The sequence below is a fragment of the Mucilaginibacter kameinonensis genome, assembly GCF_003675385.1.
GTDB lineage: Bacteria > Bacteroidota > Bacteroidia > Sphingobacteriales > Sphingobacteriaceae > Mucilaginibacter > Mucilaginibacter kameinonensis.
In genome coordinates this window covers 743,524-757,930 of the sequence record NZ_RCWZ01000004.1, presented here as the reverse complement: position 1 = coordinate 757,930, position 14,407 = coordinate 743,524, and the positions used below count along the sequence as shown (strand labels likewise).

The following is a 14,407-nucleotide window of genomic DNA, read 5'->3' as shown; positions in this document are numbered from 1 at the left end:
TATGTCCCGGTGACGAAACGTCACCGGGATTTTTTTATAAAAACAAAATCTAACCGAAACCTAAAACACCATGGAAGATGAGCAAATATTTGCAGCCCTGAATGCACATTGGCAGGCATCAGCAGACGGTGATATCAACGCGGAGCATGATATTTATGATAATGATGTAATCTGCGATTATCCACAATCGGGCGAGCGGATTTTTGGGCGAACGAACTTACAAGCCTTGCGAGAGCATCACCCCGGTAAACCGTCAGGTTTTCGTGTAAGGAGGATCCTGGGAAGCGGGGATACGTGGATTACCGAATATACCATTAACTACCAGGAAAAGCCGGCATACACGGTAAGTATTATGGAGTTTCGTGATGGGAAGGTGATACATGAAACGCAGTACTTTGCTGATCCTTTTGAAGCCCCTGCATGGCGAAGCCAATGGGTTGAGCCTATTGACGGATAATGTAATGTTTGAAGCAATGAACGTGGTATAAAACAAACAAGGCCTATCATTTCTGAAAAGGCCTTGCATGTATTATGCGTTAAAATTATCTTGCTTTAAAAGGTTTTGCCTTTTTTACCGGATAATGAGGTTTACCATTAGGGTTAATTTCAGGAGCACCTACCAGAGTCATTGCGCAACGGAAACCAACTTCGGCACTTGATTCGTCCTGATCCATGAAACGGCGGGTGGCAGGATTTAACCAGTAGGCCATATCGTTCCATGAGCCGCCTTTGTACACTTTAGAGTGGTCGTTAACCAGGGTGGTTGTACCGTAAAGGGCTTTGTTAACTTCATCTTTGTCACCTCTCGCGTCAGGGTTATATGCTTTACCTGAATTTTTAGGCAACAATGAATCAACCGGAAGCGAACCTGTTTGCGTAGTTGAAAGCGGCGCGTTTGGATTAGCACTTTGCGCAGCTGTAGTTTGCTGTTGTAAGGCCAAAAGCTCGCTATATTTTAATTTTTTGTTAGCATGTGCAGGATCCTTGATCGGCTTGCCATATTTATCTTTAGCATAAAGGCCTTTGCTTGGATCTGAAAGACGCTTGTTTGTAAACTCGTTACCACGGAAAGGGTTAAAGTCTTCAAACTCTTCAAATGATGTTTGACGGTAGGTATCGGCAACCCACTCGTTAACGTTACCTGCCATGTTATACAAACCAAAATCGTTTGGAGCGTAAGAACGTACAGGAGCTGTAATGTCGGCTTTATCATTCAGGTAACCGCCAACACCGGCATTGTCACCGCTGCCACGTTTAAAGTTAGCCATGATTAAGCCGCGGGTTTTGCTTTTTGCCGAACGTACACCCATACCGTTCCAGGTATACATTTTACCGTCGTCGATATTTTCAAATTGGGTGTTACCTGCAAGTGCTAATGCGGCGTATTCCCATTCAGCTTCTGAAGGCAAGCGGTAAGCTTGTTTCAGGATACCATCTTCCATACGTACCGGCCTAACGGCTTTACCGCCTTTACCTGTACCAGCCTGGGCGTTAGGGCTCAGGTTTGGCATCATTTTTTTACCATCGATACCTGCACCTGTCATCTGACCGTTCAGATAAATGTCGGTATTGAAAGGCTGGCCATTAATTGCAGCACCGGCATCACCGCCGCCGCCTTTTTTGCCCTGATCTTTCCATGCTACCAGTTTACCGGTTTCACGTAAAATATTTTCGTTTGTACGATCGGTACGCCATGCGCAATAAGCTTGTGCCTGATCCCAGGTTACACCTACTACAGGATAATCCTGAAATGCAGGGTGACGCAGATAGTTATCTACATAAGGCTCATTGTATGATAAAGGATGGCGCCAAACTAAGGTATCAGGTGTTGCGTTGTAATATAATTCGCGGTCCTGAGGGAAGGTAATATTGATCCAGTGCAGGTAATCAAGCCAATCCTGGTTTGATACTTCCGTTTCGTCCATGTAAAAAGATGGTACGGTAACCCTGCGACGCACATTATTATAATCGTAAGTAATATCCTGATCTGCGCTACCACCCATAACAAAGGTACCGCCCTCAATAGGCACCAATCCGGGGCCCGGAGAAGGATGACTTTGTCTGAAACGCTCGTAACCGCCGTTATTTTTATCGTTATAAGTTATCCCCGTTTTTTGCGATTGCTCACGTTTACTGCAGCTGCTAAGCACGGCCCCTAAAGCCAACAATCCCAAAGCAGTTTTAGTAAAAAGTATTTTCATATTTTTACAGTTCTAATGTGTGGTAAATTTATAAAAAAATGGATACGTTGCTTACGCTCGTAAATCATTATTTATAAATAAATAGTACAGTTATCAGGGGTTTTAACGAAAAATTGATGAAATTAGTTGCGTTGATTTGAATTTTTGATTTAACTTTCAACAAATGGGATGTAACATAAAACGGGCAATGCACGTTACTATTACATACCATACAATAAAATTTTGCAACCTAACTCCTACAAATGAAGCTTTTTACATTTCGAGGCCTTGCTTTTATTACCCCCTTTTTAATACCTTTTGCAGCCTCGGCGCAAACAAATCCTAACGGGAGTAATATTAATGCAATCCCTACCGAAGTACCTTTTTTAAATATTTCGCCCGATTCGCGTTCGGGAGCAATGGGTGATGCGGGTGTGGCGCTGTCTCCAGATGTTAATGCCAATTTCTGGAACCCTTCCAAGCTTGCGTTTTTGGAAAGTAATGACGCGTTATCGGTTTCATACAGCCCGTGGTTAAGGCATTTGGTGCCTGATATCAGCTTGTCATATTTAAGCTATGCCCATAAAATTGATGAGCGCAATACTTTAGGCGCCTCGCTCCGGTATTTCAATTACGGTTCTATCCAGCTTACTGATGATAATACCAACGATCAGGGCACCTATACTCCTAATGAGTACTCGTTAGATGTTTCATTTGCCCGTAAGTTTGGTGATAATTTTTCATTAGGTTTAACCGCGCGGTACATACATTCTAATATTTCAAGCATCTCGTTTGCTACCGGCTCAAGCCAGGCCGCAAAAGCGGGCAATGCTTTCGCTGCTGATGTTTCGTTATACTATACAGCTCCTTATGGTGATGGCAATCTTTTTGCCTTTGGAGCACACATATCAAATATTGGTACCAAAATCAGCTACAGCGATGTAGGTAATAAATATTTTTTACCGGCCAACCTTAAGTTGGGTGTGGCTAATACCTGGCAGTTAGATGATGTTAACGAGTTTACTGCAACTTTTGATATCAACAAGCTGTTAGTTCCTACCCCGCCTCTGCGCGATCAGAATGGTAATATCATCAAAGGCAAGGATGATAATGTATCAGTTCCTGCCGGTCTTTTTCAATCATTTGGTGATGCGCCGGGTGGTTTCAGTGAAGAGCTGAAAGAGATCAGTTTTTCGCCCGGTGTTGAGTATTGGTATAATAAACAGTTTGCGCTGAGGGCGGGCTATTTTTACGAAAACCCTAACAAAGGCGACAGGCATTATATTACCATGGGCTTAGGGTTTAAGTATAGTGTTTTTGATTTCGACTTTTCATACCTGGCGGCCAGCCAGCAAAATAGTGCCCTGGCCAATACTTTGCGCTTCACTTTGTCGGCAAGTTTTGGTGGCACAACAAATGCTTCAAGAAGATAATGGGTAAAATTAAGGTAGGTTTTGGGTTTGATGTACATCAGTTAAAAGAAAATCACCCGTTTGTTTTAGGCGGAGTAAAGCTTGAGCACCATGCGGGTGCCTATGGCCACTCAGATGCCGACGTATTGTTACACGCCATTTGCGATGCCCTGCTTGGGGCTGCAAATCTGCGCGACATTGGCTTCCATTTTTCAAATAAAGACGATCGTTGGAAAGGTATCAGCAGCCTGATCCTTTTACAACATGTGGTGGCGCTGATCAAAGAGAAAGGTTTTGTTATTGGCAATATCGATGCCATGGTATGCCTCGAAGCGCCAAAGATCAATCCGCATATTCCGGCAATGAAAACTTATATAGCCGAAGCCGCCGGTATCGGCGAAGAGGACATCTCTATTAAAGCTACTACCAATGAGCAAATGGGCTTTATAGGCAGGGAGGAAGGTGTAGTTGCTTACGCTGTTTGTTTGATTGAGCGGGAGTAGCCTGTAGTTACAAACTACAGCCATATAAATCCGAAGTCGGAGACTTCGGATAGCGAATAAATAGTATAGAAAAAAGACAAGAATTGCTGTTCGAAGTCTCTGACTTCGAATCATTATGTATGTAGTTTGTAACTACATACATGAAATAAAAACCTAACACTTATTGCGATATGTTTAAAAAAGGCTATGTAATTCGTGATCAGCAAGCGATTTATTACATGACTTTTACTGTAGTAGGTTGGATAGATGTTTTCTCCAGGCAGCGATATCGCGATATCGTAATTGAATCATTAAAGTATTGCCAGGAACATAAGGGATTGCATTTACATGCTTATGTAATTATGTCAAACCATACGCATCTTATTGTTTCTGTTGATGATGGATTTACTATTAGCGCATTTGTAAGGGATTGTAAGAAGTTTACCGCTAAACGTATTTTAGAGGATATCGAATCAAATAATACCGAAAGCCGCAAAGAGTGGATGTTACATCAGTTTAAGTATTATGCATCCAGGCACAGCCGGAATGAGCACTATCAACTCTGGGATCATGATAATCATTTCATTGAACTTTTTTCGCCCGCTGTTACTCAACAAAAGATAGATTACATCCATCAAAATCCGGTTAGGGCAGGATTGGTTTATCGTGCGGAAGATTACATTTATTCGAGCGCGTCAAACTATGCGGAGATAGATCAAATTATAGATTGTTTGTATTGAATCCTGTAGTTGCAAACTACAGGCATAGCTGTCCGAAGTCAAAGACTTCGGACAGCGTTAAAATAGAAGCGAAGAATAAAAAAGCTATTCGAAGTCTCTGACTTCGAATTTGTATGCCTGTAGTTTGTAACTACAGGCTCAAGCAAGTCTAACTATAATGCTTATACAGCAAATATATGATCACAGCAACTATCGCTACGCCGATTACAATATATATAGGCTGCGCTTTTTTGCCGCTTGATCCGTCTACTTTTACGTTACCTGTACGCTTAAGTACTCCCCAGCCGCTTAATTCACCTTTTAATGCTTTACGCAGCGATTTAAACAGCACGTAGTACATCAGCTGGCGCCACATAAAACGCTGTGGGATGATGTAAATAAGTTTCTTGTAATCCTCTTTTTCCATCCGGAAGGCGATGATGCCAACGATGAAGTCAACCACAACGAACGCCACGTAATAGAGCAGCATCTTCTCTGGTTTTTCGCCAAACAGGGCGAACAGCATCATCAGATCTGCCAGCGGCGAGAACAACGGTAATATGATTTGGAAAATAAGGATATTAGGCATCCCGACCATTCCAAAAAACTTATATTTTTTGTTAAACAGCGCGTCGCGGTTTTTCCAGAAACTTTGCATTACGCCAAAACTCCAGCGGAAACGCTGTTTAAGCAGCATATTTATGGTTTCAGGTGCTTCTGTATAAGCAACAGCCTCGGCACAGTTACGTACCACATAGCCTTGTTTCAAGATGCGCATAGTAAGGTCACAGTCCTCGGCAAGGGTATCATAAGTGAAGCCACCCGCGCGGAAAATAGCCGACTTGCGGAACGCGCCAATAGCTCCCGGCACAACAGTAATACTGTTGATGAGGTCAAATGCGCGACGGTCCATATTTTGGGCGGTGATATACTCTATCGACTGCCAGCGTGTAATGATATTAGTTTCGTTACCAACTTTAACCGTTCCGGCTACTGCGCCTATTTCTTCATCTGTAAAGTAAGTCATGAGCTGATAAACGGCATCTGTTTTCAATTGGGTATCAGCATCAATACAAACCACAAAATCATTTTGGGCATGAGTGATACCAAAGTTTAACGCGGATGCTTTGCCACCGTTAGGTTTGGTTAAGATTTTGATTAGTGGGTTACCTTTATAGGCAGCTTCCACAACCTCAAATGTTTTATCTTTTGATCCGTCATCAACAAAGATGATCTCGAACGATGGGTAATCGGTTTTGAGTAAGCTCTGGATGGTTGCTGCCGCGTTAACTTCCTCGTTATAAGCCGGTACAATGATGCTCACTGCTGGCATCGTGTCTTTATCACGATCAAGCTTTTTAGATTTTTTATCTACGCTACGCTGCCTTACAGCCAGGATGCCAATAAGCACAATACGACCAATGGCCAGGAATATCGCTGAAAGGAAAATATAGATCAGTGCCCAATTAATGTAATAATAGCCATGTACAAAAACGTCATACGCCGGACCGAAAATTCCCGTGCTTGGATCATTTTTAATTGGCGGCATCAAATCATCCTTGGTTTTGCCCAATACATCGGCAATGGTAGTAAACTCGTAACCGTGCGATTTAAAGTAATGAATGATCTCGGGCAGGGCCTTAACCGTTTCTTCACGGGTATCGCCGCCGGCATCATGCAGCAAGATCATCGAACCGTTATCTTTTTGCCTGATGGTACGGGCAATGATACTATCGGCTGTTACGCCTGGCTGCCAATCCCATGGGTCGATAGACTCGCCAATGGTGATATAGCTTTGGCGACGACTTTCAGCAACCGGGATAACCTCGGCAAGTGTCTGCGGTTCGGCATCGGCATTAAATGGGGGGCGGAACAGGATAGTACTTCGTCCCGTTACCGACTCAATAAGCTTGCGGGTGGAGTTAAGCTCCAGTATTACCCTTTTTAAGCTGATTGTTGAAATATCGGGGTGGAAGAAGGTGTGGTTACCTATTTCATAACCTTCTTCATACTCGCGGCGAAGCAGCTGCATATTCTTTTCGGCCATTGAGCCCACAACAAAGAATGCCGCCGGTACTTTTTCGGCTTTAAGAATATCTAAAATACGTGGGGTAAAGTCGGGATCCGGACCGTCGTCAAAAGTTAAAACCACTTTTTTAGGTGCATAACCATATCTGCGGATCACATACTTGGTTGGCAATTTGATATAATGCTGATCAAGAATGGTAAAAGTGGAACTGTCCATTTTTACATCGATTACACCTGTAGTAGGGGTAGTGATGAGGTCGAGCACCTCTCCATCGCCATCATAGTCAACATTTACGCGGTTGTTCAAGCCTACCGAGGTAAGTTTGCGCATGTCGATGCCGGTTTTCTTCAACGAATCTATCGACAGGTTTTTCTGGAAGAAGGTCCACAACCGAGGATCTTCGGCACCTAAACGCCATAAAGCCACACCTCCGGTTGCCCAGTCATCGGCCATGCGGATCACGTTAAAGTTGGTAGCGGCATCGGTAAAGTAAATGGTATGGTCAAGGCTGTCCTTGTCCATGTATGTAAAGTGCAGATTGGCCGAGTTTGGATCAAAAGTGATCTTGCTTTTTTGCTCTTCGGCGGTACTGATTGCCTGCTGGTAACCGATGGTTTTACCTACGCTGTTTTCGGGCCAGTCATAAGCGCCACCAGCAAAAGTTAAGATGATTTTCTCTGACGGCACTTTTGAGCACACATCATCCAGAATCTGTTCAACCCAGCGCTGGTTTGAAAGATCGCCGGCATTAGTGGCCTCATAGTGTTCATCAATAGCCATGATGAACAGGAAGTCGTTTACATGTTGAAGTCTCGTAATATCAAAGCTTTCATCTTCGGGTACTACGTTTTGCGTAACCAGGAAGCCTTTGGCATGCAGTGTATTATAAAGCTCGTTTTGGAAGGCGATATAGTTTTTGCTGTTGCGGTCGCGCAGTTCATCAAAATCAACATTGATACCCTTCAGCTTATGTTTAGTGAGCGAGTTGACTATGCTATTGATGAAATTGCTACGAAGGGTTTTGTTATTAACAATACGATCAACATCCTTAGTGTCATAACCTCCATGAGCATTGTCAATGTTTACGTAGTTTGACAGCGATACAATAATAGGCTTATTGTATTTTTTGTTAAGGTTCATCAACCCGGTATCGAGCTTGGTAACAATAGTATCGGTTTTGGGTGCTATGAAAAAACCTTCGCTCACTACCATATCCAGGTGGCTGATATTTACCACCAGCGAGTTATAAGCCTGTGGTTCCCACGCGCGGTAAAAGGCGGCATTAATACGGTCTTTATTATTGGGCTGTTTAAGCTGGTGTTGCTTGCGGGCACGTTCAAGAGCTTCTATTTCTGATTTCTGAATCTTAAACGATTTGAACTTGGTTGATCTTTTTAACTGCTCAAGCTCCTCCTTAGTCATTTTTTTTGGAGCAGGATTAAGGTTAGGAAGTTCGGGATAGTATGTTGAACGTATAGTTACAATTACGGCTATGATGCCAATAACCAACACAGCCAGTAGTACGCGGCTTAACCATTTAAAACGGTTCCACCTACCGGGATTATCAGCTTGAAAAACTTGCTTGCTTGACGACATTCAGGAAAATAACTTTTTTAAAAGTATAGGTTACTTATGAAGATTGTATGAATGGGAATTTAGCATTATTTGGCGGCTTTTCCAGGCTCAATACCTGAAAAATCAACACCACATTTGCAATTGCCACCACAACTTTTTTTGGTGGTGAGCGCCCTGTACATCATACGGCCTATATAGAAAACAGCGCCTGCAAAAAGTATCGCGATAATGATGATTTGCATATTCATAAAGACAAAATTAAACATTATTTAATATATACGTACAGACAGGGTAATTAGTGTAAAGTTTAACGGGGCATAAAGGCAATTGTGCCGCCAACCCAGTTGTAATCTTTGTTATAACGTACGCCTATCATTTTTCCTCTGCTTAACCTTGCAAGGTTAACGGCCAGCGTTGGCTTTTCATCGCCATTTGGCCAAAGGTAAAGTAGCCTGATCTCGGCTTTTACGCCTCCTTCGGGCGATTGTACAACGGGTTCGTAATTTACCTTTTGCTGCAAGATCCAGTTCTCCGGATCGGATATGGCCGCTATGTCGTCCTTACTAATATCAATAATTACCCCCTGGCCCGCAAATGAGAACAACGGTTTAAGTACATAGTTTTCCAAATCGGCAGGGATTTGTTGTAATTGATGTAAAAACTGCGTTTGGGGGACGTAATCGCCGTTTAAAAATGGCATGGTGAACTTGCTGATACGGTAAAACCAGTTGGGATGGGTGATCCATTCAACCTCAAGCGGCTGCCTGATATCGGCTACTTTGGTAAAAACATCCGGGTCGCCGGCTATTTCATCAAATATCAGACGGTTATAAATACGTTTGATCTGTTTCCTTTCGTCGCCGGCCAAGTAATAAAGCTTTTTACCATCCTGGATCAGATCGGATAGTGACACAACTGGTGTGCCAATGTATTTTTGGGTGAGGTAAAAATCAACCGCTGTTTTTTGTTCCGGAGCGTTAACATCCATCAGCACAACTTCATCAGGTTCATAAGGGCCTATGATTGTTTTTTTGAGCAGATTGAGATAGTCTTCCTTGCCTAATCCGCCGAAAAAGATGGTTTCATCGCCGGGGATATCATAAACCTCGCGGTAGGTATCGCCCAATAGTACCTGGAAACCATAAAGCGAAGGGAAGCCTTGTAATTCTATTAGTTTGGGTACGATATTGCCTTGCTCATCTTTACAGATCCCAAAATCCAACGCGATAAAATGTGGATGATCACCTTCATTGGCTACCCGCCAAAAATCAGGGATGGCCCTTTCCGTAATTTCCTTAAAGTCGGGCCGGAGGATGGTATCAATAATCCCATCGCCCGCGGCTATGAGTTTGTCACGAAAATCAGCGGTTAAAAACACAGGCGTTTCCGCAACGCGGAATGGAACCGGTTCGCGTAACCCCTCATTAAGACGATTCAGAAACTGGCTGTACTTTTCGTCGCTGAACGTTTCGTTAAATGTTTTTCTGGCTGATGGATTCATTACCTTTTCATATTGTTCATGTCATTACGAGGAGGAACGACGAAGTAATCGCACGGAAGCATGGCTGCTTTGTATAGCCTGCGATTGCCACGCTTCGCTCGCAATGATATAATGTTATAATTATACCACGCCCAACGCACTTCCCACCGCTATATCCAAAAAGTTAGGGATAAGCGTGTGCTGGGTATGTGTTATTTTATCCGGATCGTCGAGGCGTTCCAGCATCTCTTTATACTTTACCTCGCCATGCTCGCTGATCACTTCTTGTTTCTTTTCTTCGCGAAGCAGCATGCCTTTCATTCCTCCGGCATCGGCCTCGGGATGGAATTGCGTAGCGAAGAAGTAGTCGCTATACCTTATAGCCATCATGGCCCTTTGCAAATCAATATGCGGGCGTTCTTTTTCTATCGCTACCAATTGCATGCCTAATTCATTAAAGCGTTTTTCATCAGGGTTGATTACCTGCCAGCTGCGCGAATCAACGGCATAAAAAGGTTCTCCCAAACCTTCAAATAAAGGTTCGTTTAAGCCGAGATCAGTTTTATTTACCGGCAGCACCCCAAATGAAGGAGAGCGGCGCATATTAATATCGCCCAGTTTGTAATAACGGCACATCAACTGAAACGAGTGGCACACGAATAACACATGTTTTTTATTGCTGTTGTTGGATAGGTTATGATCTTCCAGTTTGTTAACCAGGTTGAAATATTTCTTTTCCCACTCGGTGCCCTCGGTTTCCAGAGGGTTACCCGGGCCACCACTTGATATATAAATATCAAAATTGAGATCGGCCATTTCACATTTGCGGCGTACATCAAAAATCTGGTATGTTAAATTCAGATCGTGTTCGGCTTTGTATCGCTTCAAAATATCCTGGAAGCCGCGCATACCCTCGTTCGCTATCCCATCATACAAATCAAGTATGGCTACTTTTATTTCCGGTTTCTCAGTCATCTGTTGTATCTATCTATTATTATCCTTGATTTAGGATTCCGCATTTAGCAATTAAAAAACAATTGTCATAAGTTTTGCTCGGAGCATTATGTATTGTATGGCGTATAAGATTTCTCTTTCGCCCCGTCGCACAGTCCTGCCTTTGCGCTATCGAAATGACATTTTTAATAAGGATGGGCTTACAAACCCTTCAATGTTTGCGATGTAATGTAATCAACCACGTCGGCAAAGTTATTATTTTGCTGGTAAATGGCCAGTTGTCTGTCGGCGCCGGTGCCGTGTTCCAGTATGTTGTGCACATATTGAAGGTCATTGCGCGAGCCAAGGTCATCAACCACATCATCAACAAAGTCAAGCAATTCTAATATCAAGGAACGGGTATTTACCTCCGTTTCCTTACCAAAATCAATCATTTTACCGTCGATACCGTAACGGGCCGCACGCCACTTATTTTCGTTAATGAGTGCGCGCGAATAGTTGATGAACTTCATGTTTTGTGCCCTGAGTTTATACAGTTTAGCACATAATGCCTGAAACAGTGCGGTGAAAGCGATAGTTTCATCAACCAGCATGGGGCAATCGCAAATGCGGAACTCGATGGTTTCAAAGAATGGGTGTACGCGGATATCCCACCAGATCTTCTTGGCGTTATCAATGCAATTGGTTTTTACCAATAGTTTAATATAACGGTCATACTCTTCAATGCTACTGAAATAATCGGGGATGCCGGTACGCGGAAACTTATCAAAAACCTTGGTGCGGAACGATTTAAAGCCGGTGTTTCGCCCTTCCCAAAACGGCGAATTGGTTGAAAGTGCGTACACATGCGGTAAAAAATAGCGTACCTGGTTGGCTATATGAATAGCCATATCCCGCGACTGGATACCAACATGCACATGCAAACCAAAAATGAGGTTAGAACGGGCAGCTTCCTGCATTTCGTCTACAATTTCAAAATACCTCGGATGATCGGTAATGAGCTGATGCTGCCAGTGCGAGAAGGGGTGCGTTCCTGCAGCGCCAATACGCAGGCCGATGTCGCCGGCCAGTTGGGCTACTGTGGTGCGAAGTTTACCTACTTCTTTACGTGCTTCTTCGGTATTGCGGCAAATATGTGTGCCTACCTCAACCACGGCCTGGTGCATTTCGGCCTTTACTTGGTCTTCGTGGATCTTTTGGGCGGCATCCACAATTCTTTGCTCATGTGATTTAAGTTCCCGCGATACGGGATCAATCACCATAAATTCTTCTTCAACGCCTAAGGTAAATTCGTTCATAATTGGTTGTGGTTAGTACTCTTCTTCTTCAAAATATAAAAAGAGGGGGAAGTGCGATTCCCCTCTTGAGAGGGGTGGAGGGGTGTGTTTCTGCTTTGATAAACTAATCGTATAAACACACCCCTGCCACCGCTCGCTGTCTCCGCGCCCCCTCTCGAGAGGGGAATCTTGGAATTTCTATTTCTTAGCTGCCTTTTTAGGCTTAGGCGCCGCTTTGTCTTTTACAGCGACTGCTTTAGCAATAGGTTCTTTCACGACCGTTGCTTTTTTTGCAGGTTCTTTTGTTACCACGGGCTCTTTTGCCGCAGCTGCTTTTGCAGCAGGTGCTTTAGTAGTTTTGGCTTTCTTCGCCTTGCCTTCGTCTTCGATAGCATGCTCAACTTTAGCTACAGTAACATCGGCTTTGGCCGCGGCTTTAGGTGGAGCCGCTACCAGCGGTGTTTTTGCTGCCGATGTTTTTACAAACTCGCCCCAGGTAAGGTTGTCCAAGCCATCTTTTTGTTTTTTTGCGCGTTCGATGGCGTAGTCGGCGGCGGTTTCAACCACCCAGTCAAAGTTTTCCTGGCCAACGCTGGTTACTTCGGCATCGGGTGCAGGGTTGCAGAAATCAATAGCATAAGGAACACCATCGCGAACAGCAAACTCAACAGTGTTAAAATCGTAGCCTAAAAATTGATTTAGTTTTATTACATAGTCTTTAACGGTATCCAGCAGTTTTTTGGCGGCAGGCGCTTTGCCGTGCTCGTAGCGCAAATGATGTGGGTTGCGCGGCTCATACTGCATGATGCGTACATGTTTGCCGCCAATGCAATAGCAGCGGAAGTAATCGTCAAAAACAACTTCTTCCTGCAGCATCATAACATGTTGTTTGGTTTTATCATACTTGCTAAAAAAATCTTTCTCATTCTCAATCTTATAAACTTCTTTCCAACCGCCGCCATCAAAAGGTTTCATATAGGCCGGGAAACCTACGTAGTTGAAAATGCCATTCCAGTCAAGTGGGTAGGCCAGGTTACGGAACGATTTATTGGTGGTATCGTCCGGAAGTTCTTTTGATGGCAGGATCACGGTTTTAGGTACTGGCACTCCAATTTTTACAGCAAGGGCATTGTTGAAAAACTTCTCGTCGGCGCTCCACCAAAAAGGGTTGTTAATTACGGCAGTACCGCAAATAGCTGCATTTTTTAAGGCTGCGCGATAATAGGGAACATCCTGCGAAATACGGTCTACAATAACAGCATAGTCAAGCGGTTCGGCCTGCATAACCTTATCAAGTCTTACAAACTCGGCACTAATGCCTTTTTCTGCCTTCTGGTTTACACGATCCACAAATGCTTGCGGAAATGAATCCTCTTGTCCGAATAAGATGCCAATTTTTTTCATGGTAGTAGGTATTTATTTGTTTGTTTTTGGGGTTTCAGTGTGTTATATCTTGCCTCCTGTTTCCTGCTTCTTAAATTGTCTTTTCTTGTTTCTTGAATCTTGATCTCTTGGTTCTTTATTTAATCGTTGATAAATAGTGCGGGAACATTTCGCGCCAGATAGGCCAGTCATGATTGGCAAACGGGCGGATATCCAACCAATGTTTAATGTTTTTTTGTTTTAATATGTTTGAAAGCTGGATATTATACCCTTTACATATATCGTACTCGGACGTGCCGAGAATAATGTTCATTTGCCAGAGGTCGTGGCGATTGTTGCCCGGTAAAAAGTCGACCGGGTTATTGTAAAAAATGTTGTCATCGTAATAACCATCGGTAAACATTTTAATATCAAATGCCCCGCCCATGGTAAATAAATGCCTGACTTTTTCGGGGTGCTTAAAAGCGAAGTTAGCCGCGTGGTATCCGCCAAAGCTACAGCCGGCAACGGCTACTTTGCCAACTCCCGTTTCGTGCATGGCCCAGGGAATAAGCTCGTTCGTCAGCATACGATCATACCCGGCATAGGTTTTGGCCCTGTCGGCCGGATGGATGCCTTTGTTGTACCAACTGCGGTCATCAATGGTATCGGGGCAATAAATCTTCACCAGACCATTGTCAACAAACCATTTTACGCTCTCAATAAGGCCGAAATCTTTATTTTGATAGTAACGACCTTTGGTGGTAGGGAAAACGATAACGGGGTAACCGCGGTCGCCGAATACCAGCATTTCAAGGTCGGTGTTGGTGTTGGGGGAGTGCCAGCGGTGAAATTTTTCGGTCAAAGCAGTGTAGTTTTTATAATGATTGTAAGTTAGGAGGTTTGTTTGAAAAAGGCAACAGCCTGATAATATTAA

Annotated in this window: 12 protein-coding genes; 4 read left to right on the top strand and 8 right to left on the bottom strand. The window is 43.6% G+C overall.

Annotation, left to right across the window (positions count from 1 at the left end; all coding sequences use genetic code 11):
* Nucleotides 1-70 precede the first annotated feature (70 nt).
* On the top strand, nucleotides 71-457 hold the full coding sequence (locus tag EAH55_RS21380; RefSeq protein WP_121811459.1) for a nuclear transport factor 2 family protein: 387 nt from the start codon (nucleotides 71-73) through the stop codon (nucleotides 455-457).
* A gap of 85 nt (nucleotides 458-542) precedes the next feature.
* Here the strand turns inward: EAH55_RS21380 and EAH55_RS21375 are convergent, their stop codons facing one another.
* Nucleotides 543-2,201, bottom strand: coding sequence for an SUMF1/EgtB/PvdO family nonheme iron enzyme (locus EAH55_RS21375; RefSeq protein ID WP_121811458.1), 1,659 nt, complete (start codon nucleotides 2,199-2,201; stop codon nucleotides 543-545).
* Between the two features lie 242 nt (nucleotides 2,202-2,443).
* Between EAH55_RS21375 and porV the strand changes: the two genes are divergently transcribed.
* The 3 genes from porV (at nucleotide 2,444) to EAH55_RS21360 (ending at nucleotide 4,814) form a co-directional block, all read left to right on the top strand.
* Nucleotides 2,444-3,613 carry a type IX secretion system outer membrane channel protein PorV gene (porV, locus tag EAH55_RS21370; protein WP_121811457.1) on the top strand — a complete coding sequence of 390 codons (1,170 nt, stop codon included), beginning with the start codon at nucleotides 2,444-2,446 and terminating at the stop codon, nucleotides 3,611-3,613.
* On the top strand, nucleotides 3,613-4,095 hold the full coding sequence (gene ispF, locus EAH55_RS21365; protein WP_121811456.1) for a 2-C-methyl-D-erythritol 2,4-cyclodiphosphate synthase: 483 nt from the start codon (nucleotides 3,613-3,615) through the stop codon (nucleotides 4,093-4,095). The genes porV and ispF overlap by 1 nt, the downstream gene beginning before the upstream one ends.
* Before the next feature lie 170 nt (nucleotides 4,096-4,265).
* Nucleotides 4,266-4,814 (top strand): REP-associated tyrosine transposase, encoded by a 549-nt coding sequence (locus EAH55_RS21360; protein ID WP_121811455.1) that lies wholly within the window; start codon nucleotides 4,266-4,268, stop codon nucleotides 4,812-4,814.
* Between the two features lie 148 nt (nucleotides 4,815-4,962).
* Here the strand turns inward: EAH55_RS21360 and EAH55_RS21355 are convergent, their stop codons facing one another.
* From EAH55_RS21355 to EAH55_RS21325, 7 genes are all read right to left on the bottom strand, one after another.
* Nucleotides 4,963-8,418: a glycosyltransferase gene (locus tag EAH55_RS21355; RefSeq protein WP_121811454.1), complete on the bottom strand. Its 3,456-nt coding sequence runs from the start codon at nucleotides 8,416-8,418 to the stop codon at nucleotides 4,963-4,965.
* 65 nt (nucleotides 8,419-8,483) lie between these two features.
* Complete coding sequence (locus EAH55_RS21350; protein ID WP_121811453.1) at nucleotides 8,484-8,645, bottom strand: FeoB-associated Cys-rich membrane protein; 162 nt, start codon at nucleotides 8,643-8,645, stop codon at nucleotides 8,484-8,486.
* Nucleotides 8,646-8,704: 59 nt separating this feature from the next.
* The gene (locus tag EAH55_RS21345; protein WP_121811452.1) at nucleotides 8,705-9,898 is read right to left on the bottom strand and encodes a hypothetical protein; all 1,194 of its coding nucleotides are present in this window, start codon (nucleotides 9,896-9,898) and stop codon (nucleotides 8,705-8,707) included.
* Nucleotides 9,899-10,018: 120 nt separating this feature from the next.
* Nucleotides 10,019-10,852: a type 1 glutamine amidotransferase gene (locus EAH55_RS21340; RefSeq protein WP_121811451.1), complete on the bottom strand. Its 834-nt coding sequence runs from the start codon at nucleotides 10,850-10,852 to the stop codon at nucleotides 10,019-10,021.
* Nucleotides 10,853-11,031: 179 nt separating this feature from the next.
* Nucleotides 11,032-12,129 (bottom strand): carboxylate-amine ligase, encoded by a 1,098-nt coding sequence (locus tag EAH55_RS21335; RefSeq protein WP_121811450.1) that lies wholly within the window; start codon nucleotides 12,127-12,129, stop codon nucleotides 11,032-11,034.
* Between the two features lie 177 nt (nucleotides 12,130-12,306).
* Nucleotides 12,307-13,512 carry an ATP-grasp domain-containing protein gene (locus EAH55_RS21330; protein WP_121811449.1) on the bottom strand — a complete coding sequence of 402 codons (1,206 nt, stop codon included), beginning with the start codon at nucleotides 13,510-13,512 and terminating at the stop codon, nucleotides 12,307-12,309.
* A gap of 115 nt (nucleotides 13,513-13,627) precedes the next feature.
* A complete protein-coding gene (locus EAH55_RS21325) occupies nucleotides 13,628-14,335 on the bottom strand; it encodes an esterase family protein (RefSeq protein WP_112575963.1) in 708 nt (235 codons plus the stop codon).
* Nucleotides 14,336-14,407 lie beyond the last annotated feature (72 nt).

What these genes read in the sequence shown, in the direction of transcription:
- EAH55_RS21380 (WP_121811459.1), top strand. Translation starts at nt 71, where the DNA reads ATGGAAGATGAGCAAATATTTGCAGCCCTGAATGCACATTGGCAGGCA.
- ispF (WP_121811456.1), top strand. Translation starts at nt 3,613, where the DNA reads ATGGGTAAAATTAAGGTAGGTTTTGGGTTTGATGTACATCAGTTAAAA.
- EAH55_RS21350 (WP_121811453.1), bottom strand. Translation starts at nt 8,645, where the DNA reads ATGAATATGCAAATCATCATTATCGCGATACTTTTTGCAGGCGCTGTT.
- EAH55_RS21330 (WP_121811449.1), bottom strand. Translation starts at nt 13,512, where the DNA reads ATGAAAAAAATTGGCATCTTATTCGGACAAGAGGATTCATTTCCGCAA.
- EAH55_RS21360 (WP_121811455.1), top strand. Translation starts at nt 4,266, where the DNA reads ATGTTTAAAAAAGGCTATGTAATTCGTGATCAGCAAGCGATTTATTAC.
- EAH55_RS21375 (WP_121811458.1), bottom strand. Translation starts at nt 2,201, where the DNA reads ATGAAAATACTTTTTACTAAAACTGCTTTGGGATTGTTGGCTTTAGGG.
- porV (WP_121811457.1), top strand. Translation starts at nt 2,444, where the DNA reads ATGAAGCTTTTTACATTTCGAGGCCTTGCTTTTATTACCCCCTTTTTA.
- EAH55_RS21340 (WP_121811451.1), bottom strand. Translation starts at nt 10,852, where the DNA reads ATGACTGAGAAACCGGAAATAAAAGTAGCCATACTTGATTTGTATGAT.
- EAH55_RS21355 (WP_121811454.1), bottom strand. Translation starts at nt 8,418, where the DNA reads ATGTCGTCAAGCAAGCAAGTTTTTCAAGCTGATAATCCCGGTAGGTGG.
- EAH55_RS21335 (WP_121811450.1), bottom strand. Translation starts at nt 12,129, where the DNA reads ATGAACGAATTTACCTTAGGCGTTGAAGAAGAATTTATGGTGATTGAT.
- EAH55_RS21345 (WP_121811452.1), bottom strand. Translation starts at nt 9,898, where the DNA reads ATGAATCCATCAGCCAGAAAAACATTTAACGAAACGTTCAGCGACGAA.